We start from the raw sequence: 23,458 nt of genomic DNA on the forward strand, positions 1-23,458 counted from the left end.
ACCTCCGTCGACACACCACGCACAACAAACTGAAGTTTACCGAGAAAAACGGGCCCACGCACACGCGTGGGCCCGCCTGTTGCCTTGCCTACCTGGCTCAGCCAGTCGCGGCATCACCACCGGACGCCGGCTCATCCTCGACCAGGTGATAGAGCGGTGCCTTCTCCATGGTGTACTCACCGGTTTCCGGATCGCGACGCGATACCGTCAACACATGCCAGTTCTCGTCGTCCAGCTTCATGAAGTCGCCACGATAGTAGTAGCCTGGCCAGCGCGTTTCCTCGCGGAACAGCGTGTGCTGGATCACCGCCTCGGAGGTGAGGATGCGATGCTTCAGCTCCCAGGCACGCAGCAGCTCGTGGATGTTCTCCGCGGCGATGCCGTTCTCCCAGTCTTCCTCCAGGATCTTGAGCTTCTTGAGGCCGATCTTGAGGAGATTCTCGTTGGTCATGTAGTTGACCGTGACGCCGCCAGCATACTCATCCATCAGCTTCTGCAGGCGATCGAGGCCCTGACGCGGGTTGATGTAGTGCGGGTTCACCGTACCTGCGGTGATCGCATTGCGATACACCCGGTAGGTCTCCATCGGCTTGTAGATCTCCTCCCGGCGCTTCGCGATCTGGGCATCGGTCACGCGGATGCCCTCGGCCTTGCCGTCGTCGATGTACTTGCAGGCCGCCTTGGCCGCCAGCCGACCCTCGGTGAAGGAACCGGAAGAGAAGGCGTGCGGCGTGCCGCCCGCGGCGTCACCGGCACCGAACAGGCCTTCCACCGTGGTCATGCGGTTGTAGCCCCAGAAGTACTCCGGCGGAGACACGTCTTCCGGACCGGACACCCAGGCGCCGCAACCGGTGGCGTGGGATCCCATGACATAGGGCTCGGAGGTGGTGAGCTCGGGGTTCTCGTACTTGGGATCCACATCGGTGGCGGCCCAGAGCACGGCCTGACCCACGGTCATGCCGAGGAAGTTGTGCCAGCCGATCTCTTCCAGATGCGGGTCCTGGAAGGCCTCCATGGTCACCATGCGGATGGGACCGCGGCCGGCGTTCACCTCCTGGATGAAGGCGTGGTTGCGCAGGCAGGTCGGGATGGGACGATGGGTACGGTGCGAGGCCTCGGGATCGAGATAGGCCTTGCCGACCATCTCCTGCAACGAGGGCCACCACTTGGACTCGTACTCCTCGCCCAGGCCATTCTGGGTATAGGTCTTGAGGTGCAGGAAGTAGGCACCCACCGGACCGTAGCCGTCCTTGAAGCGGGCCAGCACGATGCGGTTTTCCATCTGCGTCATCTTGGCACCGGCGCCGATCAGCAGGCCATAGGCCGAGCCGGAGGACCAGGGCGCATACCAGACGCGGCCGGCACCCTCGCCCACGGAGCGGGGCTTGTAGATGTTGGAGGCGCCGCCGGCGGAGACGATCACGGTCTTGGACTTGAACACGTGATAGTCGCCGGTACGCACGTTGAAGCCCACGGCACCGGCCACCCGGTTGGGGCGGCTTTCGTCCATGAGCAGGTGGGTCACGCAGATGCGGTTGTAGACCTTGTCGGCGGACTTCTTGGCCGCCTCGGCCACGATCGGCTTGTAGGACTCGCCGTGGATCATGATCTGCCAGCGGCCTTCACGCTGGTAGGTGCCCTTCTTCTCGTTGCGCATGATCGGCAGGCCCCATTCCTCGAACTGGTGCACAGCCGAGTCCACGTGGCGGGCCATGTCGAACAGCAGGTCCTCGCGCACCATGCCCATCAGGTCGATGCGGGCATAACGCACATGGTCTTCCGGCTGGTTCTCGCCGAACCGGGTACCCATGTAGCAGTTGATGGCGTACAGACCCTGCGCCACGGCGCCGGAGCGGTCGATGTTGGCCTTTTCGGCGATGACGATCTTCTTGTCCGGACCCCAGTAACGCGCCTCGAACGCCGCGCCCGTGCCGGCAAGGCCGGCGCCCACGACCAGAACGTCGATGTTGTCTTCAACTACCGTTTTGAATTTCATCAGTAATACACCCCTTCCTTAAATTTGGCGCCCGTGTCGGCGATCGTGCGGAGCCCGCCGTCGTCGAGGCGGATGTACTTGGGCTCGTTGTAGAGCAGCTGGCTGTTACGCTGCTCGGGGGCCGGCGGCGGCACTTCCTTTAGATTCGGAATCCCGGTACCCCACGGCTTGGTCGTGATGGGCGCCAGCAGATCCCAGTCCTTCTTGCCATTGCGGAAGATGATGCGCCAGGCGATGACACCCTTCTCCTCGTCACGACGCACGCGCACCGAGTGGCCCAGCGGCGCGAAGTCGGCATAACCGCGAACGTCGATGGCGTTCATGGGGCAGGCCTTGACGCAGGAGTAGCACTCCCAGCACATGTTGGGCTCGATGTTGTAGGCGCGCCGGGTGACCTCGTCGATGTGCATGATGTCGGAGGGGCAGATATCGACGCAGTGCCCGCAACCGTCACATCGTGTCATGTACACAAATGTAGGCATGATTTCTTCTCCTGTACCAAATCCAGATCAATAGTGGTTCGGCGGCTCACGCTTGATGCCGAGCCCCATGTAGGGGGGATTCTTGCCCATGTACTTGGGGATGTCCGGGAAGCGCTGATGCGTTTCCGGGCTGCTCAGGTCCGGAATGTCGGGCAGCTTCTCGCGGGAACCGTCCGCCCAGGCGATCTTCTTCTGATACGCGGCGGCGGGCTTGAAGAACATGTGCGCAAACTTGGACCACAGGATGGTGGAGAACAGGAAAGTGGCCGAAGCCAGGAACAGCCCAAAGAAGATGTTGGACCAAAGGCCGGGCTCCCCGGACTGCGCCAGCGACCACAGCAGGCCGAACACCGAGGTGGCGATCAGGCCGAGCACGAAGATATCGCGCTGCTTGAAGTCGATGGGGTCATTGCCCTCGGACACAAGATCCACGCGGATGCCGAACCAGAACCACAGGGTTCCGACGGCCAGCGACAGCGCGCCCAGGTGCCAGAGCAGACTCCAGAGCACGGGCGATTCCTTGGCATCGCCGTAGCCGAACACCAGCACGACCGTGGCCAGGGTCATCACGATGAACCCGTACATGGTCAGCAGGTGGGACAGGCGGCGCTTGGGATTGCAGAACTCGGAGGAGGTCAGCACTTCGTTGGTGATCGTCTTGATCAACAGCCCCGTGCGTTCGCTCGAGCTGACCTGGCGCTTGGCCAGCTTCTTCTGCTCTTCTTCAAGCTGGAAAAAGTACTTGGCGCTCTTCTTGTGGATGACGTCGGCCAGGGTTCCGGCGATGACCAGCAGCACCATCAACACCAGCCAGCCTTGCATGAAAGCCGGAGAAACCAGATCCAGCGCGGCAAAAGGGTTTGTTACAAACATCGCATGCGATCTCCTCAGGTGAACAGAAACACGCCCTCGATCGGCTGCCTGACGCGGCCGCTCGACGAGCGCGAGCCCCAAAAATTGCGACCGCCCATCGGGCGACGGATGCGGCCTGCCCGAATGCTCGGCGATCTTCCCCGCTGAGTCAATAACTTCACGGCCTCTGGGGCCATAAAATCATGCGACGGTAGCCATAAAAAACCGCCCGCACCGCCCCCGCCAGCGCCTTCGGGGAGACGCTGTCAGGAGCCGTCGGGGCGCGGTCCCGGGCGTCAGCGAGCGCCGCCGACCGTGGCGATGAACCCAGTCTAAGCATGTGAATTTCATCAGAACAAATACCCCTCAAGGGGAGCCGGGACGTGTCGACTGCACAGAATGGACGGGGCGTGCAGACCAAAAAAAACCCCGTCGGGGCGACGGGGCATGCCTGATGCTCGGCGAGGTGGAGGAGTTCCATTAATCTTGCTGATCCATCCACAATCATGTCTTATATAGATAGTCCCTTCTCATCGGCAAATCAAGTATCGGCCGCAAAAAACCCGGCTTGTACCACCCTGGGAAGTTCGGACGCTTGACCCGCATATCGCACCCGGGGCCGAGCCAAAATCCGCCAGCGGCGCAACGGAAAGCGGGCGGGCACAAACGCGCCGTCGATCGGCCCTAAGCCCGATAGGCTGCTAGGCCGCCGAGGCACGGCGGGCGCCCTTGCGGAACACCAGCTCGCCGTCGGCGACATCGACCTCGATCAGGTCGCCGGGACCGAATTCGCCGGCGAGGATCTTCTGCGCCAGCGGATTCTCGAGCTGGTGCTGGATGGCCCGCTTCAGCGGCCGGGCACCGTACACCGGGTCGAAGCCCGCCTCCCCCAGCTTGTCCAGCGCGGCATCGCTGAGTTCGATGTCCATCTCGCGATCCCGCAGCCGCCGGCGCAGGTAGTCGATCTGGATGTTGGCGATCGACCGGATCTGCTCGCGGCCCAGCGGATGGAACACCACCGTCTCGTCGATGCGGTTGATGAACTCGGGCCGGAAATGGGTCCCGACCACTTCCATCACCGCGGTCTTCATGGCCTCGTAGTCGTTGGTGCGCGCCATCTCCTGGATGAGCTGCGACCCGAGATTCGAGGTCATCACGATGACCGTGTTGCGGAAGTCCACCGTGCGGCCCTGGCCATCGGTCAGGCGACCATCGTCCAGCACCTGCAGCAGCACGTTGAACACGTCCGCGTGCGCCTTCTCGACCTCGTCGAGCAGGATCACCGAATAGGGCTTGCGCCGCACCGCCTCGGTCAGATAGCCGCCCTCCTCGTAGCCGACATAGCCCGGCGGGGCACCGATCAGCCGCGCCACGGAGTGCTTCTCCATGAACTCCGACATGTCGATGCGCACCATGGCGTCCTCGGTGTCGAACAGGAACTCGGCCAGCGCCTTGGTCAGCTCGGTCTTGCCGACGCCGGTCGGCCCCAGGAACAGGAAGGAGCCGTTGGGCCGGTTGGGATCGGACAGCCCGGCACGGGCACGGCGGATGGCGTCGGACACGGCCTTGACCGCCTCGTCCTGGCCCACCACGCGCTTGCGCAGGAACTCTTCCATGCGCAGCAGCTTCTCGCGCTCGCCTTCCAGCATCTTGGACACCGGAATGCCGGTCCACTTGGACACCACTTCCGCAATCTCTTCCTCGGTGACCTTGTTGCGCAGCAGCTTGAACTCCTGCTTTTCGGCCTCCTGCGCCATCTGCAGCGACTTCTCCAGATCCGGGATCTTGCCGTACTGGATCTCGGACATGCGCTGCAGGTCGCCGGCACGACGCGCGGTCTCCAGCTCGACGCGGGCGCGCTCCAGCTCTTCCTTGATGTGCTGGGTGCCCTGCACCGCCGCCTTCTCGGCCTTCCAGATCTCCTCGAGATCCGAATACTCGCGTTCCAGCTTCTCGATCTCCTTTTCCAGGGCATCGAGCCGCTTCTTCGAGGCCTCGTCGGTCTCCTTCTTCAGCGCCTCGCGCTCGATCTTGAGCTGGATCAGTCGGCGTTCCAGCCGGTCCATGGTCTCCGGCTTGGAGTCGATCTCCATGCGGATGCGCGAGGCCGCCTCGTCGATCAGATCGATGGCCTTGTCGGGCAACTGGCGATCGGTGATGTAGCGGTGCGACAGGGTCGCCGCCGCCACGATCGCGGGGTCGGTGACCTCCACGCCATGGTGCACCTCGTACTTCTCCTTGAGGCCACGCAGGATGGCGATGGTGTCCTCGACCGTGGGCTCGTCCACGATCACCTTCTGGAAACGCCGCTCGAGGGCCGCGTCCTTCTCGATGTACTGCCGGTACTCGTCCAGGGTGGTGGCGCCGATGCAGTGCAGCTCGCCGCGGGCCAGCGCCGGCTTGAGCATGTTGCCCGCATCCATGGCACCCTCGGCCTTGCCGGCACCGACCATGGTGTGAATCTCGTCGATGAACAGGATGATCTGGCCTTCCTGCTTGGCCACGTCGTTGAGCACTGCCTTCAGGCGCTCCTCGAACTCGCCGCGGAACTTGGCGCCGGCGATCAACGCGGCCATGTCCAGCGACAGCAGGCGCTTGGTCTTCAGGCCTTCCGGCACCTCGCCGTTGACGATGCGCTGGGCCAGGCCCTCGACGATGGCGGTCTTGCCGACGCCGGGCTCGCCGATCAGCACCGGGTTGTTCTTGGTCCGCCGCTGCAGGATCTGCACCACGCGGCGGATCTCGTCATCGCGACCGATGACCGGGTCGAGCTTGCCCTGCTCGGCCTTCTCGGTCAGATCGATGGTGTACTTCTCGAGCGCCTGGCGCGTCTCTTCGGCATTGGGGTCATCCACGGTCTGTCCTCCGCGCATCTTCTCGATCGCCTCCTCGATGAGGCCCCGGGTGGCACCGGCCTTGCGCAGCAGCTCGCCGACCTCGCCCTTGTCTTCCACGGCGGCGAGCACGAACAGCTCGCTGGAGATGTACTGGTCCTTGCGCTGCTGGGCCAGCTTGTCGGTGACATTGAGCAGCCGCGCCAGCTCGTTGGAGATGTGCACCTCGCCGGCGGCGCCCTCCACCTGCGGCAGCCGGTCCAGCGCCTCGCTCAACTGCGAGCGCAGCAGGTTGACGTTGACGTCGGCCTGCTGCAGCAGATGGCGCACGCTGCCGCCTTCCTGGTCGAGCAGGGCCGCCAGCACGTGCGCCGGCTCGATGAACTGGTGATCGCGCCCCACGGCAAGGCTCTGCGCGTCGGCCAGCGCCATCTGGAACTTGCTGGTGAGTTTGTCCATTCGCATGATGATCGGTCTCCGAAGCCTGAAATTCTCGTTGTCAGAGCATGTGGGGGGAGCCGGCGGGCATTTCAAGGCCGGCCGACGGGGAAATTCGGCTTTATTAACCCGGCAACCGAAATGTGTCGTGTTCCGCCGGGTTATTGAACGTTACGGGGCATCCTGCAGCCCCGATGAAGGCCCGAAGGGCCGGAATCCGGGAAAGCGCGGCCTGTTCCCGGATGTCGCTTCGCGCCATCCAGGCTACGAAAACCTCGGGCGTTTATGTAATCCTCAATCAATAGTCGCCCAGCGGGGTGCGTTCGCAGGCGTTGAGACGCGTATAGGCGGCCCAGGCGGGGGCATCGGGGCGGGCGGCGAAATGGTCGAAGCGCCGCGCCAGGGCGTCCAGGTGCTGGAGGCGGTCGAGCAGCGCGAGCTGGCGCTCCAGCTCCAGCCGTGCGCCGTCCAGGCGCCAGTAGGCGTCCTGGTCCTCGCGCATGGGCACATACAGGGGATGGCTGCGGACCAGGGCCTGTGCCTCGGCGAGATCCTCGCGCAGGAAGCGCGCATAGCCGAGGGTGTGGGGCCAGCGCACCTGCGGAAAGCGCGCGACCAGTTCCCGCGCAATCACGCCACGGGCGCCGGCGGCCGCCGCCCGGTGACGGTCCTGGCGGTCGCTCAGGACCTTCAGCCGGGCCGACCAGGCCAGCCGCCGCGGATGGATGGCGCGGCGCAGGGGTCGCACCGCGGGGTCGATGCCCAGGGTGCGCGCCAGCTCGATGACCAGCGGCCGGAAGGGATTGTCGGGCGCGGGTGTGACCGGAACCAGTGGCAGGTACCAGGGTGCCTGGTCCAGCAGCCATTGCTCGGAGGTACTGCGCGGGATGTCGGTGGAACGGGCGGCGACCAGGGTATAGAGATGCGCCTCGTAGGGGTCGACCCGGCCATCGCCGTTGCCATCGGGATCGAAGGCCAGCGGCGCGCCGTCCCGCGCCCTGCCGGACAGGGCGGCGAAGAAATAGGTGCTGTAGCCACGGTAATTGCCCGCGTCCAGATCCGCCGTACAGCCCTCCGCGAGCCCGTCCTCGGACACCGCCATGAAACCGCAGACACGGCCGTCGGGCGGCCTGCCGTCCGGCCAGGCCAGGCGGGCAAAAGCGCCCGCATGGCACTGGGTCATGACGAAACGGAAGCGGCTGCCGGGGGGCGGGCCCGCGCGCGCGACGACCCCCTGCAGGTCGGCCACGGTCACCCGCTCGTGATCCCAGAGATCCAGCCGGCTGCCGCCTTCCGCGCGCGCGGCGGGCGAGCCGTGACCGGCGTACACCAGCCAGCCCTCCTCGCCTGCGCCCAGCGCGGGCAGGCCCCGCGCCAGTGCCTCGAGCACTGCCCTGCGACTGGCCGGTCCGTCCACGTCCGCCAGCCGGTGATTGCGATAGCCGTTGCCGTTGAGCATGTAGGTGTCCAGCACCCGCGCCAGCGGCTGCAGCGCGGCGTCGGCCTCGTCGGGGCGGCGCCACTCCTTGACGTCGGGGCGGGGATCATCGCCGTCGGTGAACCATGTCCCGATGCGGGCCCGGGGCAGGCGTTCGGCCATGACCCGGCGCGCAAAGGCGACATTGCGTTCGATCTGGACCTGGGAATGTTCCAGCTCCGGACCGCCTCCGACGATCCAGACCCGATCGGCGGCCACCGCGGACAGCGGCAGCAGACAGCACAGAAAGGGCAGCAGGCGACGCATGCCCCGATGGTAACCGGGGGGGCACAGTCAGGTCATCCGGGAACGCGGCGCGATGCGGGCTAGCCCGCATATTGCACCAGGGGCTGCGGATGATGGCGGATTTGCAGCCGGGCTCGGGGCGGGCTGGCGCTCAAGCCGTAGCCGTCGCTACGGCTTGAGTGAAGCACCTCCGAGGCCGAGCGAAAATCCGCCAGGGCCGCAGCAGGATGCGGGCGGGCGCAAGTTGTCCTCAGGGCCATGGGCAAGAACTCCGGTTCATTGCCCGCCAACACAACAGGTTGCCTGCCGCCCGCTTCCGCCCTGGTGCGATATGCGGGCTAGAAGAAGCTGCCGGCCCCGATCAGGTGACGGCGCCAGTAGGGATTCTCGAGGCTGGCCCTGGACACCCGCTTGCCCGAGGCGGGCGCATGGATGAACTGGCCGTCGCCGGCATAGATGCCAACGTGGGAGATCCGGGTCCCTGCCAGCCGGAAGAACAGCAGATCGCCCGGACGGATGCGCGACAGCGGCACCCTGCGCGCCGCACGCCACTGGGCCTGGGCGGTGCGCGGCACCTGCACACCGGCGCGGCCATGGCTGTAGCGCACCAGCCCGCTGCAGTCGAAGCCGCGCGGATCGCTGCCGCCGTAGCGATAGGGCGCGCCCAGCTGGCGGGCCGCCGTCTCCAGCACCAGCCGCCGCGGGCCACTGACGGTGCGCGCCGGCGCCGGCCGCCCGGATGCCGGCTCGACCGCAGGCGCGACTGCCGCATCGCGCGACGGGCTGGCGGCGCAGCCGGCCAGCAGCCAGACGGTCAGGGCCAGCAGGACTGCAGTGATTCGCATCTCGACCTCCGTGCGAGGGTCCTGGCCCTGAAGGCGTCCGCCCGGCGCCGATTCTTGAGACCACCGCGCGCGAAGCGTGAACCGGCGCACAGGACCGGAGCGCCTACTTCTTGTAGACCTTCCTGCGAAACAGGTCGTTGCGCCGGCTCACCAGCCGGTCCAGGAACAGCAGGCCATCGAGGTGATCCATCTCGTGCTGCACGGCGCGCGCCTCGAAGCCCTCCATGTCGAACGACAACGGCCGGCCGTGCCGGTCCAGGGCCTCGAGGTGGATCTTCTCGGCCCGGATCACGTTGCCGGTATAGTCCGGCACCGACAGACAGCCCTCGCGGCCGACGGCATAACCCTCCCATTCGGTGATTTCCGGATTCACCAGGATCAGGTGGCCATGATTGGGCACCGGCCGCTTCATGTTCGAGACATCCACGATCACGATACGCTGGAAACGCCCCACCTGGGGCGCGGCAATGCCGACCGCGCCGGGACCGGCGAGGCGGGTCTCCTCCAGGTCGTCTATGAAGGCCTGCAGCGCACCGTCGAATTCGGCAACCGGCTCGGAGACCGTTTTCAGGCGCGGGTCGGGATAGACCAGGATGTCCAGCACCGCCATGGGCTTCAGCCGATCAGGGTCTCGATGGGCTGGATGTCCACTTCGATGCCCTCCTGGGCGACGATCTCCAGCGCCGACTCCAGGGCCTCGATGCCCTCCTGCGCCTGACCCTCGATGGTCATGATGTAGACCGGCGCCGCCTCGCTGCCGCCGACATCCGACTGCAGGTCGGTGATGTTCATGCCCGCCTCGGCCAGCGCGCCCGTGACCTGGGCCACGATCCCCGCACGATCGGCCCCGAACACCGTCACCCGCACGTCGGGAATGACATGCCGATGCAGATGGCCCTCGATACGATCCACGTGCAGATGCAGACCGAGGGAATCGACCACGGGTTCGAGGAGACCCTCGAGTTCCCGGCCCCGGCCCTCGAACCGCACCATCATCATAATGGCGAAGTTGCCCCCCAGTCGCATCATCGCGGCCTCGCCCAGATTGGCGCCGCCCTGATAGAGCGCTGCGGTGACCTTGGCGACGATACCCGGCCGGTCCTCGCCGACCAGAGTGAGCATGTACCAGTGACTCATGTGCCTGCCCTCCCCTCGCTCGCCCCATTATGCACGGCCGGCAGGGGGATGCCATGCCTGGCCCGCACATTTGGAAAGGGTGGCTCAGTGCAGGGTGGCGTGTGCCAGATAGATGGTGAGGACACCGGCCAGAATGAGCGCCATCTGCTGAGCGGTGGCAGCCGGGTGGGCGCGACGGTGCAGGGTGGGGATCAGGTCCGCGACCGCGATGTAAATGAAACTGGCGGCAGCCAGCGCCAGTACGTAGGGCACCAGCATCTGGGCGGCACCCAATGCGTGATAGGCCGCCAGGCCACCGATCACGGTGGTCAGGCTGGAAAGCATGTTGAAGGCAAAGGCCCGCACCCGACTGTAGCCACTGTGCAGCAGGATGGCGAAGTCCCCCACCTCCTGCGGGATCTCGTGGGCCGCCACTGCCACTGCGGTGACGATGCCGAGATGGATGTCGGTGAGAAAGGCGGCGCCGATGAGCACGCCGTCGACCAGGTTGTGGATGGCATCGCCGATCAGGATCAGGGTTCCGGCTGCCGGCTTTGCGTGCCCGCCATGCTCGGCATCGCCGTGCACCTCGCAGTCCGCCTCGTGACAGTGACGCCAGAGCACCAGTTTCTCCAGCAGGAAGAATCCCAGCACGCCGATCAGCACGGTTCCGGTGACCCGATGCGGGTCCGTGACCCCCGGCCCCTCCAGGGCATGCGGCAACAGCGCAAGAAAGGCTGCACCCAGCAACGCACCGATGGCGAAGCTCACGAAATGCGGCAGCAGGCGCACCCGCAGCGATTCCGGAAAGGCCAGGAAGGTCGCCGCGGCCAGCACGCTGAGCACGCCACCCAGCAGACTGAACAGCAGGATCCAGGTCAGAAGGGACATCGGGGCCGGGGCCTCCAGTCAGGCGGAACCGGCGATGATAAAGGAGCGGGGTGCGGGGTGCCAGGTGGGCGCGTGAGGCGTGAGGCGTGAGGCGTGAGGCGTTCAGAGTGTGGCTCGGGTGAAGCGAAGCGAAACCCGGGGCACTGCCCGGTGGCGCACCGCCCTTCACGCCCGCCACACCAGGGTCGCCATGCGTCCGGTCACACCGTCGCGGCGATAGGAATAGAAGCGCTTCGCATCCGCGAAGGTGCACTCGCCACCCCCATGCACGCTGCCCACCCCCGCGCGCGCCAGCCGCTGCCGGGCGAGCAGGTAGAGATCGGCAAGAAGATGGCCGGGGCGGGCCGCGGGGCGGAAGGCGGCCGCCGCGCCGGCGTCCGCGGCCAGGAAGGCATCCCGCACCTCGGGGCCGACCTCGAAGTGATCGGGACCGATGGCCGGCCCCAGCCAGGCAACGAGGCCGGCACCGCCACCCAGCGCAGCGACGCCGGCCTCCAGCACGCCGGCGGCCAGGCCGCGCCAGCCGGCGTGCAGCGCAGCCACCGCCGAACCGTCGCGCCGCGCCAGCAGTACCGGCAGGCAGTCTGCGGTGAGCACCACGCAGACCCGGCCCGGCCGGTCCGTCCAGCTGCCGTCGGCAGGCCCGGCAGCCGGTCCCTCACCGGCCGGAATGACGCCGCGTCCATGGACCTGCAAAAGCCAGCAGGGCTCGGCGGGCAGGCCCGCCGCCCGCCGCAGCAGCGCCCGGTTGGCGGCCACCGCTGCCGGGTCGTCGTCGACATGATCGGCCAGATTGAACTCGGCGAAGGGGCCGCGACTGACACCGCCGCTGCGCAGGGTGGACAGCGCCCGCACGCCGGGCGGCGCCGGCCAGTCGGGTTCGATCCAGAGTCCAGCGGTCACGACGCATCCCCGGCGTCGCCACGCAGCGCCGCCAGCAGGGCCGCGAAGTCCTCCGGCAGGGGCGCCTGCCAGCGGCAGGCCTCCCCGGTCAGCGGATGCACCAGTCCCAGCTCGGCGGCGTGCAGCGCCTGGCGGCGGAAACCCTGCAACGCCGCGCGCAGGGCCTCGCCCGCGCCCTTCGGCAGCCGCGGGCGCCCGCCATAGACGGGATCGCCGACGATGGGGTGGCGGATGTGGGCCATGTGTACCCGGATCTGGTGGGTGCGCCCCGTTTCCAGCTTCACGTCGAGCAGGGTATGCGCCGGGAAGCGCTCGGCGATGCGGTAGTGGGTCACCGCCGGCCTGCCGCCGCTGCGCAGCACCGCCTGGCGCTTGCGGTCCACGGGATGGCGACCGAGGGGCGCATCGACCGTGCCGCCGGCCGTCATCGTCCCCTGTACCAGTGCCAGGTAGCGCCGACTCATACTGCGTTCCGCCAGTTGTGCCACCAGCGACTGGTGCGCGGCAAGGGTACGGGCGACCACCAGCAGGCCGCTGGTGTCCTTGTCGAGGCGGTGGACAATGCCGGCGCGCGGTATGGCGGCCAGTTCGGGGGCATGGTGCAGCAGCGCGTTCTGCAGCGTGCCCGCCCAGTTGCCGGCGGCCGGATGCACCACCAGCCCGGCGCGCTTGTCGATCACCAGCAGCGCCTCGTCCTCGTGCACGATGCGGAGCGGCAGGTCCTCGGCCGCGACCTCCGGCGCCCGCTCCAGCTCGGCATCGACGGTCACGGCCTCGCCGCCGACCACCTTGATGTTGGGGCGGGTCACCGCCCGACCGTCGACGCGCACGGCACCGGCCCGCACCCACTGTTGCAGCCGGCTGCGGGAGTAGTCGGGGAACAGCGCCGCCAGTGCCTGGTCGAGGCGCTGGCCGGCCTGCTCGGGGGCGATTTCGGCGGAGAGTCGGATGCGATCGGACATGAATGGCGGGCAGTGCGCTCAGGCTGCGAGTGTAGCCGATTGCGCCGGGCGGGGCGACGCACACGGCTTCGGGTATACTGTCGCGACCCGGCCGCAAGGCCATAGTCCAAGGACCGATCGCCCCATGACCCGACTGTTCGCTCCCCTGCTGGCCCTGCTCCTGGCACTCACCGGCTGTTCGCTGCTGCCGGACCAGATCGACGAAACGAAGGGCTGGTCGGCACAGAAGCTGTATGCCGCGGCCAAGGACGCACTGAACAGCGGCAACTACGAGCGGGCCATCGATCTCTACGGCAAGCTGGAGGCCCGCTATCCCTTCGGCCGCTATGCCCAGCAGGCGCTGCTGGAATCGGCCTATGCCTATTACAAGTACGACGAACCGGATACGGCCATCGCCACCCTGGACCGATTCATCCGTACCTACCCGCGCCATCCCAACCTGGCCTATGCCTTCTATCTGAAGGGGCTGGCGAACTTCAACCGGGGGGAGAGCTTCATCGATCGCTACCTGCCGCGCGATCCCTCCGAGCGCGACGCCGGGGCGGCACGCCAGTCCTTCTTCGACTTCCAGGAACTGGTGCGCCGTTTCCCCGACAGCCCCTACGCGCGCGACGCGCGCCAGCGCATGATCTTCCTGCGCAACAACCTGGCGCGCTACGAAATCCATGCCGCGGACTACTACATGCGCCGTGGCGCCTACGTGGCAGCGGCCAACCGTGCCCGCTACGTGATCCAGAAGTACCCTGGCACGCCTGCGGTGCCCGATGCGCTGCAGATGCTGGTGCGCGCCTACCGGGCACTGGGACTGGACGATCTCGCCGCCGATGCCGAACGCGTCTATCGCCTCAACTACCCCGACCGCCCGCTGCCCTCGCCCGACCATGGCTGATCGGGGCGACCCGTGAACGCCGGACCACCGCCATTGCCCGACATGCTCGCCGCCCTGATCGGCACGCCCTCGGTGAGCAGCGTCAACCCGAACCTCGACCAGGGCAACCGCGCGGTCATCGAGCTGCTCGCTGCCTGGCTGGACGATCTCGGCTTTGCGGTCGAGATCCGGCCCCTGGCCGGGCGACCGGACAAGGCCAACCTGATCGCCACCCTCGGCCGCGGGCCAGGCGGGCTGGTGCTCGCCGGTCATACCGATACCGTGCCGTGGGACGAGGGCCGCTGGCGCAGCGATCCCTTCCGACTCACCGAACGCGACGGCCGCCTCTACGGACTCGGCACCGCTGACATGAAATCGTTTCTCGGCCTGGCCATCGAGGCCGCCCGCGAACTGCGGCCGGAACGGCTGGCCGCGCCGCTGGTGATCCTCGCCACCGCCGACGAGGAGTCCTCCATGAGTGGCGCCCGTGCCCTGGTGGACGCCGGCCGGCCACTGGGTCGCCACGCGGTGATCGGCGAACCCACCGGGATGCGGCCGGTACGCATGCACAAGGGCATCCTGATGGAGGCGATCCGCCTGCGCGGCCGCTCCGGACACTCCAGCGACCCGAGCCTCGGCAACAGCGCGCTCGACGGCATGGCTGCGGTGCTGCAGGCGCTGCTCGCCTGGCGTGCCGAACTCCAGGCACGCCACCATGAACCGGCCTTTGCGGTGCCCGTACCCACGCTCAACCTGGGCCACATCCATGGCGGTGACAATCCCAATCGCATCTGCGCCGAATGCGAGCTGCACATCGACCTCAGACCGCTGCCGGGCATGGACCTGGAGGCACTGCGTGCCGAGCTGCGGGCGCGCGCCGAGGCCGCGGTGGCCGGCACCGGCCTGGCGGTGGAAACCTTCCCGCTGTTCGAGGGCACGCCGGCCATGGCCACGCCGGCGAGCACCGAGATCGTGCGCACTGCCGAGGCCCTCACCGGCCACGGCGCCGAGGCGGTCGCCTTCGGCACCGAAGGCCCCTATCTCACCGAACTGGGGATGGACACCGTCATACTCGGCCCCGGCGACATCGACCAGGCCCATCAGCCCGACGAGTACCTCGCCCTCGAACGCATCGACCCCATGCTGCGCATCCTGCGGGAACTGATCGCACGCTTCTGTCTGCGGGCCTGACGTCTGCAGGGCGGGAACGGTGCAGTGAAATGACGAGCACGGCCTGCGGCCTTTGTCACCTTCTCCTCACGCCTCACGCCTCACGCCTCACGCCTCACGCCTCACGCAATGTTTTACCCACCGCCCCGTTTGGGTTACAAATGCACGCTGACCCCAGGGGAATGCCGTCACCGTGAACAGAAAACAGCCCGCCTGCAGCTTCGTCGAGGCCTTTCGCCATTCGGCACCCTACATCCATGCCCATCGCGGGCGGACCTTCGTGGTGTCCTTCACCGGCGAGGCGGTTGCCGATGATGAAAGTTTCCCGGCGCTGACCCATGACATCGCCCTGCTGCACAGCCTGGGCATCCGCCTGGTGCTGGTGCATGGCGCCCGCCCCCAGATCGAGCGGCGCCTGCAACAGCGCGGCATCGAGCTTCAATATGCCAACGGACTGCGCATCACCGACGACGCCGCCCTCGAATGCGTGAAGGAGGCTGTCGGCACGGTGCGGGTGGAGATCGAGGCCCGGCTGACCACCAGCATGGCGGCCTCGCCACGACCCGGCCTGCGCCTGGGCGTCAGCTCCGGCAACTTCGTCACCGCCCGCCCGCTGGGCATCCGCGACGGCATCGACTACTGCCATACCGGCGAGGTGCGCCGCATCGACGGCGAGGCCATTCGCGAGGAACTGGCGCGCCAGCGCATCGTACTGCTGTCGCCGCTCGGCTATTCGCCGACGGGCGAGGTCTTCAACCTGCACGCGGAAGAAGTCGCCACCGCGGCCGCCACCGAGCTGCGGGCGGACAAGCTCATCCTGCTGGTCGAGGGCCGCGGCCTGCTGGACGGCCGCCGGCGGCTGATCCGCCAACTGGATCCCGCCGGTGCCGAGGCCGTACTCGCCGGCCGCCGGCGGCTGGACGAGGACATGCGTCGCCACCTGGAAAGCGGGCTGACCGCGCTCAAGCGCGGCGTGCGCCGCGTGCACCTGGTCGGCCGCGCCGTCGACGGCGCCCTGCTGCAGGAGCTCTTCACCCGCGACGGCGCAGGCACCCTGGTCACGGCGGAGACCTACGAGGGCCTGCGCCAGGCCGGCATCGACGACGTTGGCGGCATCCTCGAGCTGATCGAGCCGCTGGAGGCCGAGGGCGTGCTGGTCAGGCGCTCGCGCGAGCTGCTGGAAATGGAGATCGACCGTTTCATGGTCATGGAACGCGACGGCATGATCATCGCCTGCGCCGCCCTGTATCCCTTCGGCAAGGTGGGCGAGCTGGCCTGCCTGGCGGTGCATCCCGACTACCGCAGCGAGGGCCGCGGCGACCAGCTGCTGGAGGCCATCGAACGCCGCGCGCGGCAGCAGGGCATCCAGCGCCTGTTCGTGCTCACCACCCGCGCCGCGCACTGGTTCCAGGAACGCGGCTTCCGCAGGGGCGAGGTCGGCGACCTGCCGGTCCGGCGCCGCAGCCTGTACAACTATCAGCGCAACGCCCGGGTACTGATCAAGCCGCTGGACGGCGCGCGATGACCGGCCCGCAGTGCTCCCCGGCATGCCGCTGACCCTGTTGCAGATCACCGACGCCCACCTGTTCGCCGATCCCGGCGGCCGGCTCAAGGGGGTGTGCACGGACGACTCGCTGGCGCGGGTGGTCACCGAGGCCCGCCGGCGCTGGCCGCGCGTCGATGCCGTTCTGGCCACCGGGGATCTCGCCCAGGACGGCTCGGCCGACGGCTATCGCCGTTTCCTCGAACGGGTGGCTGCCTGGGACGCGCCGGTGCTCTGCCTGCCCGGCAACCACGACCGGCCGACGACCCTGTTCGAGGCTGCGGGTGGCCCCTCGCAGTCGCGCCGGCTCGTGCTCGGCAACTGGGACCTGCTGGGACTGGACAGTGCGCTCGCCGGCAGCCCGGCGGGGCATCTCGCCGAAGCGGAGTTCGAGCGCCTGTCCGCCTGGCTGTCGGACAGGGATGACCGCCACCGGCTGCTTTGCATCCATCATCCGCCGCACGCAGTCGGCAGCCGCTGGCTGGATACCATGCGCATCGACAATGGCGACGCACTCCTCGCGCGCTGCCGCGACCCGCGCGTGAAGGCGCTCGTGTTTGGCCATGTGCACCAGACGCACGACAGCCCGCACGGCAGGCTGCGCCTGCTGGGCGCGCCCTCGACCTGTTTCCAGTTCCTGCCCGGCTCCGACGACTTCGCGCTCGATCCGGTTCCGCCCGGTTACCGCTGGCTGCGGTTGCACGAGGACGGCCGGATCGACACCGGTGTGGAGCGCATCGCCGAACTGCCCGAGGGCCTGGACCTTTCGCCCGAGGGCTATTGAGCGGCGACGGCCGGACCCGTTCCCCGGATTGCGCCGCGCGGCATCGGGATCACGGCCTGGCCCGCATGGCTCGCCGGAAGCCGATGGCGGCTGCCAGCACCACCAACCCCAGCACCGCCGCGGTCAGGCGCACGCCCAAGCCCTCGGCGATACTGCCGGCGAGCAGGTTGCCGAGCGGCGACAGGCCGATGAAGATCACCGAGAACAGCGACATCACCCGGCCGCGCAGGGCATCGGGGGCGTGCAGCTGCAGGAAGGTGTTGGTCGCCGCCACCAGCGAGGTGAGCGAGAAGCCGACCAGGGCCAGCACCGGCAGCGCCAGCACCAGCACCGGGGTCCGGGAGAACAGCAGCAGCGCGGCGCCCAGCGACAGGCCGGCCAGCCCGATCATCCCTTCCAGGCCGTCGGTGCCCTCGCGCCGTGCCAGCCGCAGCGCGCCCAGCAAGGCACCCAGCCCGGCCGCGCCCACCAGCAGGCCGAGCTGTTCCGCGGCACCGCCGAACACCTCGCGGGCAAACACCGGCATCAGCACCAGGTAGGGGTTGGCGAACAGTGCCACCGCCCCGACCAGCAGCAGCGGCCGCCGCAGGGCATCGGTCCGCCAGGCAAGGCGCAGACCGTCGAGCACGCCGCCCCGCCGCAACCCTGCCGGCCGGTCATCGGCGAGATCGGTACGCAACAGGGCCGCAATGACGAACAGGAAGCTGGCGGCATTGATGACAAACACCCAGCCCTCGCCGACCAGACCGACCAGCCAGCCCGCGGTGACCGGCCCCAGACTGCGGGCCAGATTGAAGGTAGCGGAGTTGAGCGCCACCGCGTTGGGCAGATCCTGGCGCGGCACCAGCTCGGCCACCAGCGCATGGCGGGCCGGGATTTCGATGGCGTGCACCAGCCCCAGCAGGGTGGCGAGCAGCAGGATGTGGCCGACCTCGATGGTGCCGGCGAGCGTGAGCATGCCCAGTGCCAGCGCCTGCAGGGCGGCCAGGGCCTGGGCCCAGACAAACAGCCGGCGTCGCGGCAAGTGATCGGCGACGGCGCCGCCGAGCAGACCGAACAGCAGCACCGGCGCCAGCGACAGGAAACCGACCAGGCCGAGCATGAAGCTGGATTCGGTCAACCGGTACACCAGCCAGGCCTGGGCGAGGTTCTGCATCCAGGTGCCGTGCAGCGACACCAGTTGTCCCAGGAAGTACAACCGGTAGTTGCGATGGCGCAGGGAACGAAACAGGCGGAGTCCGGGCATGGCGTGCGGAGGACGCCCCCGGGTCAGCGCACCAGCTGGTTGAGCTCGAAGATGGGCAGCAGGATGGCGAGCACGATGACCAGCACCATCAGGCCCATGGCAACGATCAGCAGGGGTTCCAGCAGGCCCATCAGGGTAGCGATCAGGGACTCGATCTCGCGTTCCTGGGCCACGGCCGCGCGTTCCAGCATGTCCTCGAGATTGCCGCTGGCCTCGCCGCTGGCGATCAGGTGCAGGGTCAGCGGCGGGAAATAACCGCCGGTCTCCAGCGCCGACTGCAGGCTGGCGCCCTCGCGCACCCGGCGCGCACCGGCCTCCACCGCCTCGCGCATGACCAGATTGCCCATGACCTGGGCGGCGATGCGCAGGCCTTCCAGTACCGGCACGCTGCTGGCGGTGAGGATGCTGAAGGTGCGCGCAAAGCGCGCCGCGTTCACCCCCCGCACCAGACGCCCGATCAGCGGCAGCCGCAGCAGCAGGGCATGAAAGGCGCGCCGCGGCCCCTGCCGCCGCAGCAACAGCGCCAGGCCGATGCCGCCCGCGACCAGCGCCAGCAGCAGCCAGATGCCCTGGTGCTGCAGGAACTCGCTGACCGCGATCAGGGCGCGGGTCAGCCAGGGCAATTCCTGGCCGATGTTCTCGAACACCTGCACCACCTGCGGCACCACGTAGGTGAGCAGCAGCACGGCGACGGCCAGCGCCATCACCGTCAGCAGCACGGGATAGAAGAGTGCGAGCTGGATCTTCTGGCGCAGGGCCTGGCGGCTTTCGGTGTAGTCGGCCAGCCGCTCCAGCACCAGGTCGAGATGGCCGGACTGCTCGCCGGCCGCGACCGTGGCCCGGTAGAGTTCAGGAAACACGCCGGGGAAATCGGCCAGACCGCGGGCCAGGCTGTGCCCTTCCAGCACCCGTGCGCGTACCCCCAGCAACATGCTCGACAGTGCCGGCTTCTCGGTCTGCCGGGCCACGGTGCGCAGTGCCTCCTCCAGCGGCAGGCCGGACCGCACCAGGGTCGCCAGCTGCCGGGTCAGCAGCGCAAGGTCGCCGGCGCTGGCGCGGAAGCGCCTGCGCGGACGGCCGCCCTTCTGCTCATGGCCTGCCGCCGGCGCACCGGCGACCGGCTCGACACGGAGCGGGGTGAGCGACTGCTCGCGCAGGGCCTGGCGCACCTGGCGCGCGCTGTCGCCCTCCAGCACGCCCCTGCGCTCGCGGCCGCGCGCATCCAGCGCCCGGTATTCGAAGGCGCTCACGCCACGCCCTCCCGGGAGTGACGGCCGCTGGTCCGCTGCTGCAAGGCGAGAAGGAACATGGCCCCCGAGGCGTCAGTCGCTGCGCGTCACGCGCAGGATTTCCTCGACCGTGGTCTCGCCGGCAAGCACCTTGCGCACGCCATCGGCCTGCAGGCCGGGAAGGCGTTCGCGCGCCCTGCGTTCCAGGGCCTGCTCGCCGGCGCCGTCATGGATCATCTGCGCAAGCGTATCGTCCACCTCGACCAGCTCGTAGATGCCGGTACGACCCTGATAGCCGAGCTGGGCACAGGCCTCGCAACCGACGGCACGATACAGCGTCGGCGGCTGGTCCGCCGGCACGCCCAGCCAGGCACAGTCGGTTTCGTTGGCGGTGTAGGCCGTCTTGCACTGCGGGCAGAGCACGCGCACCAGCCGCTGCGCGAGCACGCCGATCAGGCTGGACGACAGCAGGAACGGCTCCACGCCCATGTCGCGGAGGCGGGTGACGGCCCCGACGGCGCTGTTGGTGTGCAGCGTGGACAGCACCAGATGGCCGGTGAGCGATGCCTGGACCGCGATCTCGGCCGTCTCCAGGTCACGGATCTCGCCGACCATGACCACGTCCGGGTCCTGGCGCAGGATGGCGCGCAGGCCGCGGGCGAAGCTCATGTCCACCTTCGTGTTGACCTGGGTCTGGCCGATGCCGTCGAGGTAGTACTCGATCGGATCCTCGACGGTGAGAATGTTGCGCGAGCGGTCGTTGAGCCGCGACAGCACGGCATACAGGGTCGTGGTCTTGCCGGACCCGGTCGGACCGGTCACCAGGATGATGCCGTGCGGCTTGCGGATCAGCCGCTCCATGGCATCGAGCGTCTCGCAGCCCATGCCCAGATGCTCGAGATCCAGCCGCCCGGCCTGCTTGTCCAACAGCCTGAGCACCACGCGCTCGCCCTGCCCGCTCGGCAGGGTGGACACGCGCACGTCCACCGCGCGGCCCGCCAGCCGGAGCGAGATGCGGCCGTCCTGTGGCAGCCGCTTCTCGGCGATGTCGAGCTTCGCCATCACCTTGATGCGGGACACGATCAGCGGCGCCAGCACCCGGGGCGGCTGCAGCACCTCGCGCAGCACGCCGTCGACGCGGAAGCGCACCACCAGCCGGTTCTCGTAGGTCTCGATATGAATGTCGGAGGCGTTCTCGCGGATGGCCTCGGTGAGCAGGGCATTGATCAGCCGGATGATGGGCGCGTCGTCCTCGGCATCGATCAGGTCCTCCGGCTCCGGCAGCTGCTCGGCGACCTGCATCAGGTCGGCGTCCTCGCCCAGCTCGCCGACCATCTGCATGGCCTGGGTCGAATCCTCCTCGTAGGCGCTGGCCACCAGGGCATCGAACTGCTCCGCCGGCACCCGCTCCAGCACCAGCGGCCGGCCCAGGCTGCGGCGCAGCTCCGCGAGCGCCACCGGACTGGCATCCGGGCGGCAACTGACCCGCGCATGATCGGCCTCCAGCGCCGTCACCAGCACGCCGTTGCGGCGCGCAAAGCCGATCGGCGGCCGGGCCGGCGCACACTCTGCTGCGGAAGGCGTCTCGCGCTCGCTCATTCGCTTTCGGGCAGGGGCTCGGGTTCGGTATGAATCAGCGGTGCCCCGCTGTCGTAGCCCGGCAAGGTGGGCACCTCGTTGTCCGGCATCAGCCGCACCCCCTGCTCACGCTTGTCGAGCTGCTTCGCACGCATGTAATTGTACTTGCCGGCGCTGACCTCGGTTTCGGTGGCGGCGTCGCGCAGGATGACCGGGCGCAGGAATACCATCAGGTTGCGCTTCTCCTTCTTGGTGCGCTGGGCCTTGAACAGGTTGCCGAGCAGCGGGATGTCGCCCAGCAGGGGCACCTTCTGCACCGACTCGGTGAGCCTGTCGTCGATCAGCCCGCCCAGCACCACCACCTGCCGGTCCGCGACCATCACGCTGGTCTTGATGGAACGCTTGTTGGTGACGATGTCGGCGGCGCCGCTGACCGCAGTCTCGGACACACTGGAACTCTCCTGCTCGATCTCCAGCTTGATGGCGTCGCCCTCGTTGATCTGCGGCCGCACCTTGAGGGTGAGGCCCACGTCCTGCCGCTGGATGGTCTGGAAGGGGCTGGTCGCGCCCTGGTTGGCGCCGGTATTGATGTACTGGCCGGTGACGAAAGGCACGTTCTGGGCCACCACGATCTCGGCCTCCTCGTTGTCGAGGGTAACGAGGGTCGGCGTGGACAGGATGTTGCTCTCGCTGTCGCTGGCCAGCGCCCGGACCAGCGCGCCGAGATTCAGTATCTCGGTACCGAGGAAGGTCGAGGTGCCCTCGAAATAGCCGAGGCTGAGCCCGTTGCCCACCCCGAGCGGGTTGGTGGCGGCACTGTTGATGGAAGTGGTGACGTCGAAGTTGGTGCCACCGATGCCGCCGGTCTTGTTGGCGTCGACGGCGGCCCGCCACTGTACCCCCAGTTCGGCGGCCTTGTCGGCCGTGATCTCGGCTATGACCGCTTCCACCAGCACCTGCGCCCGGCGCACGTCGAGCCGGCGGATCACGCCTTGCAGCGAGCGCACCACGTCCGGCGGCCCGGTGATGACCAGCGCATTGGAGGCCTCGTCGGCCTGGATGCTGACATTGAGCGCGGCCGGCTTGCCCTGCCCCTTGACCTGCTCCTTCTCGATGCTCTGGCTGACGCCGGTCAGCACCTCGACCAGGTCCTGGGCCTTGGCATACTTGAGATAGATCACATGGGTGTTGCCACCCCGCTCCAGCGGCGTGTCCAGATGCGAGATCACCGCACGCAGCCGCAGGCGCTCGGCACGGTCGCCGCCGAGCAGCACACTGTTGGTGCGCTCGTCGGCGATCAGCACGGGTCCGGTGGCCGCGGCCTGGGGCTTGCCCGGCTGCGCACGGTTGAGGCTGTTGAGGATACGCACCACCTCGGCGGCGGATGCGTGCTGCAAGGGGATGACCTCGATCTCGCCGTCGCTCTGCTGGTCGATGCGATGGACGATGGTCGCCAGCCGCTCGACGTTGTCGGCGCGGTCGGAAATGATGAGCACATTGGTCGCGGGGTAGGCGGCGAGGTGGCCCTGCTGCGGCACCAGCGGCCGCAGGATGGGCACCAGTTGCGCGGCGGGCACATTGTCGACCTGCAGCACCCGGGTGACCATCTCGTCGCCGCGCAGCTCGTGGTCCTGAACGGTGGGAATGCTGTCCTGCTTGGCGTTCACGTCCGGCACGATCTTGACCACCGCACCGGCCGGCACCGCGGCAAAGCCATGCACCTTAAGGATGGAGAGGAACACCTGATAGACCTCTTCGGTGTCCATCGGCCGCGAGGAAATCACCGTCACCCGGCCCTTGACCCGCGGATCGACGATGAAGTTGCGTCCGGTGATCTCGGCCACGGTACCGATCAGGGCCGAAATGTCGGCATCCTTGAGATTGAGGGTGACCGTCTCGGCGCGCGCCGCCATTGCCGTCACCCCGAGCAGCAGCACCGCCAGCCAGTGGCGCCACCCCCGCATGAAACCGTCCTGTGTGCCTGCCATTGTTGTTGTC

At 68.0% G+C, this 23,458-nt stretch carries 19 protein-coding genes; 4 read left to right on the forward strand and 15 right to left on the reverse strand.

Going from position 1 to position 23,458, the window contains the following annotated elements:
- Positions 1–97: 97 nt before the first annotated feature.
- From aprA to rluD, 11 genes are all read right to left on the reverse strand, one after another.
- On the reverse strand, positions 98–1,996 hold the full coding sequence (gene aprA, locus MVF76_RS06890) for an adenylyl-sulfate reductase subunit alpha (RefSeq protein WP_297528062.1): 1,899 nt from the start codon (positions 1,994–1,996) through the stop codon (positions 98–100).
- Entirely contained in the window at positions 1,996–2,478 is a 483-nt protein-coding gene (aprB, locus tag MVF76_RS06895) for an adenylyl-sulfate reductase subunit beta (protein WP_297528063.1), read from the reverse strand. The genes aprA and aprB overlap by 1 nt, the downstream gene beginning before the upstream one ends.
- Before the next feature lie 27 nt (positions 2,479–2,505).
- Complete coding sequence (locus tag MVF76_RS06900; protein ID WP_297528064.1) at positions 2,506–3,351, reverse strand: adenylyl-sulfate reductase; 846 nt, start codon at positions 3,349–3,351, stop codon at positions 2,506–2,508.
- 680 nt (positions 3,352–4,031) lie between these two features.
- A complete protein-coding gene (gene clpB, locus MVF76_RS06905; RefSeq protein ID WP_297528065.1) occupies positions 4,032–6,629 on the reverse strand; it encodes an ATP-dependent chaperone ClpB in 2,598 nt (865 codons plus the stop codon).
- 271 nt (positions 6,630–6,900) lie between these two features.
- Positions 6,901–8,346 carry a hypothetical protein gene (locus MVF76_RS06910; RefSeq protein WP_297528066.1) on the reverse strand — a complete coding sequence of 482 codons (1,446 nt, stop codon included), beginning with the start codon at positions 8,344–8,346 and terminating at the stop codon, positions 6,901–6,903.
- A gap of 317 nt (positions 8,347–8,663) precedes the next feature.
- Positions 8,664–9,170: a C40 family peptidase gene (locus tag MVF76_RS06915; RefSeq protein WP_297528067.1), complete on the reverse strand. Its 507-nt coding sequence runs from the start codon at positions 9,168–9,170 to the stop codon at positions 8,664–8,666.
- A 103-nt stretch (positions 9,171–9,273) separates the two neighbouring features.
- Positions 9,274–9,780, reverse strand: a complete 507-nt coding sequence (def, locus tag MVF76_RS06920) for a peptide deformylase (protein ID WP_297528068.1) — start codon at positions 9,778–9,780, stop codon at positions 9,274–9,276.
- A gap of 5 nt (positions 9,781–9,785) precedes the next feature.
- The gene (locus tag MVF76_RS06925) at positions 9,786–10,307 is read right to left on the reverse strand and encodes a glycine cleavage system protein R (protein WP_297528069.1); all 522 of its coding nucleotides are present in this window, start codon (positions 10,305–10,307) and stop codon (positions 9,786–9,788) included.
- Positions 10,308–10,391: 84 nt separating this feature from the next.
- On the reverse strand, positions 10,392–11,177 hold the full coding sequence (locus MVF76_RS06930) for a ZIP family metal transporter (RefSeq protein ID WP_297528070.1): 786 nt from the start codon (positions 11,175–11,177) through the stop codon (positions 10,392–10,394).
- A gap of 165 nt (positions 11,178–11,342) precedes the next feature.
- Positions 11,343–12,080, reverse strand: a complete 738-nt coding sequence (pgeF, locus tag MVF76_RS06935; protein ID WP_297528071.1) for a peptidoglycan editing factor PgeF — start codon at positions 12,078–12,080, stop codon at positions 11,343–11,345.
- The gene (rluD, locus tag MVF76_RS06940; protein ID WP_297528072.1) at positions 12,077–13,042 is read right to left on the reverse strand and encodes a 23S rRNA pseudouridine(1911/1915/1917) synthase RluD; all 966 of its coding nucleotides are present in this window, start codon (positions 13,040–13,042) and stop codon (positions 12,077–12,079) included. The genes pgeF and rluD overlap by 4 nt, the downstream gene beginning before the upstream one ends.
- Before the next feature lie 124 nt (positions 13,043–13,166).
- Here rluD and MVF76_RS06945 point away from each other — a divergent pair, with 124 nt between their 5' ends.
- The 4 genes from MVF76_RS06945 to MVF76_RS06960 all read left to right on the forward strand — a co-directional run bounded on the left by MVF76_RS06945 (position 13,167) and on the right by MVF76_RS06960 (position 17,407).
- Positions 13,167–13,931, forward strand: coding sequence for an outer membrane protein assembly factor BamD (locus MVF76_RS06945; RefSeq protein ID WP_297528073.1), 765 nt, complete (start codon positions 13,167–13,169; stop codon positions 13,929–13,931).
- Between the two features lie 12 nt (positions 13,932–13,943).
- Positions 13,944–15,101 (forward strand): acetylornithine deacetylase, encoded by a 1,158-nt coding sequence (gene argE / locus MVF76_RS06950; RefSeq protein ID WP_297528074.1) that lies wholly within the window; start codon positions 13,944–13,946, stop codon positions 15,099–15,101.
- 172 nt (positions 15,102–15,273) lie between these two features.
- A complete protein-coding gene (argA, locus tag MVF76_RS06955) occupies positions 15,274–16,605 on the forward strand; it encodes an amino-acid N-acetyltransferase (RefSeq protein ID WP_297528075.1) in 1,332 nt (443 codons plus the stop codon).
- Positions 16,606–16,627: 22 nt separating this feature from the next.
- A complete protein-coding gene (locus MVF76_RS06960; protein WP_297528076.1) occupies positions 16,628–17,407 on the forward strand; it encodes a metallophosphoesterase in 780 nt (259 codons plus the stop codon).
- Positions 17,408–17,456: 49 nt separating this feature from the next.
- Here MVF76_RS06960 and MVF76_RS06965 read toward each other — a convergent pair whose 3' ends face one another.
- The 4 genes from MVF76_RS06965 to gspD form a co-directional block, all read right to left on the reverse strand.
- Entirely contained in the window at positions 17,457–18,653 is a 1,197-nt protein-coding gene (locus MVF76_RS06965) for an MFS transporter (RefSeq protein ID WP_297528077.1), read from the reverse strand.
- Between the two features lie 23 nt (positions 18,654–18,676).
- Positions 18,677–19,903 carry a type II secretion system inner membrane protein GspF gene (gspF, locus tag MVF76_RS06970; RefSeq protein WP_297528078.1) on the reverse strand — a complete coding sequence of 409 codons (1,227 nt, stop codon included), beginning with the start codon at positions 19,901–19,903 and terminating at the stop codon, positions 18,677–18,679.
- Between the two features lie 72 nt (positions 19,904–19,975).
- Positions 19,976–21,481 (reverse strand): type II secretion system ATPase GspE, encoded by a 1,506-nt coding sequence (gene gspE, locus MVF76_RS06975; protein ID WP_297528079.1) that lies wholly within the window; start codon positions 21,479–21,481, stop codon positions 19,976–19,978.
- Positions 21,478–23,448 (reverse strand): type II secretion system secretin GspD, encoded by a 1,971-nt coding sequence (gene gspD, locus MVF76_RS06980; protein ID WP_297528080.1) that lies wholly within the window; start codon positions 23,446–23,448, stop codon positions 21,478–21,480. Before gspD ends, gspE begins: the two co-directional genes overlap by 4 nt.
- Between the last annotated feature and the right edge of the window lie 10 nt (positions 23,449–23,458).

This window comes from Thiohalobacter sp. (assembly GCF_027000115.1).
In the GTDB taxonomy this organism is placed as follows: domain Bacteria; phylum Pseudomonadota; class Gammaproteobacteria; order Thiohalobacterales; family Thiohalobacteraceae; genus JALTON01.

Bases quoted from the DNA above. Each gene is read 5' to 3' on its own strand.
- aprA (WP_297528062.1), bottom strand. From the start codon at position 1,996: ATGAAATTCAAAACGGTAGTTGAAGACAACATCGACGTTCTGGTCGTG.
- aprB (WP_297528063.1), bottom strand. From the start codon at position 2,478: ATGCCTACATTTGTGTACATGACACGATGTGACGGTTGCGGGCACTGC.
- MVF76_RS06900 (WP_297528064.1), bottom strand. From the start codon at position 3,351: ATGTTTGTAACAAACCCTTTTGCCGCGCTGGATCTGGTTTCTCCGGCT.
- clpB (WP_297528065.1), bottom strand. From the start codon at position 6,629: ATGCGAATGGACAAACTCACCAGCAAGTTCCAGATGGCGCTGGCCGAC.
- MVF76_RS06910 (WP_297528066.1), bottom strand. From the start codon at position 8,346: ATGCGTCGCCTGCTGCCCTTTCTGTGCTGTCTGCTGCCGCTGTCCGCG.
- MVF76_RS06915 (WP_297528067.1), bottom strand. From the start codon at position 9,170: ATGCGAATCACTGCAGTCCTGCTGGCCCTGACCGTCTGGCTGCTGGCC.
- def (WP_297528068.1), bottom strand. From the start codon at position 9,780: ATGGCGGTGCTGGACATCCTGGTCTATCCCGACCCGCGCCTGAAAACG.
- MVF76_RS06925 (WP_297528069.1), bottom strand. From the start codon at position 10,307: ATGAGTCACTGGTACATGCTCACTCTGGTCGGCGAGGACCGGCCGGGT.
- MVF76_RS06930 (WP_297528070.1), bottom strand. From the start codon at position 11,177: ATGTCCCTTCTGACCTGGATCCTGCTGTTCAGTCTGCTGGGTGGCGTG.
- rluD (WP_297528072.1), bottom strand. From the start codon at position 13,042: ATGTCCGATCGCATCCGACTCTCCGCCGAAATCGCCCCCGAGCAGGCC.
- MVF76_RS06945 (WP_297528073.1), top strand. From the start codon at position 13,167: ATGACCCGACTGTTCGCTCCCCTGCTGGCCCTGCTCCTGGCACTCACC.
- MVF76_RS06960 (WP_297528076.1), top strand. From the start codon at position 16,628: ATGCCGCTGACCCTGTTGCAGATCACCGACGCCCACCTGTTCGCCGAT.
- MVF76_RS06965 (WP_297528077.1), bottom strand. From the start codon at position 18,653: ATGCCCGGACTCCGCCTGTTTCGTTCCCTGCGCCATCGCAACTACCGG.
- gspE (WP_297528079.1), bottom strand. From the start codon at position 21,481: ATGAGCGAGCGCGAGACGCCTTCCGCAGCAGAGTGTGCGCCGGCCCGG.
- gspD (WP_297528080.1), bottom strand. From the start codon at position 23,448: ATGGCAGGCACACAGGACGGTTTCATGCGGGGGTGGCGCCACTGGCTG.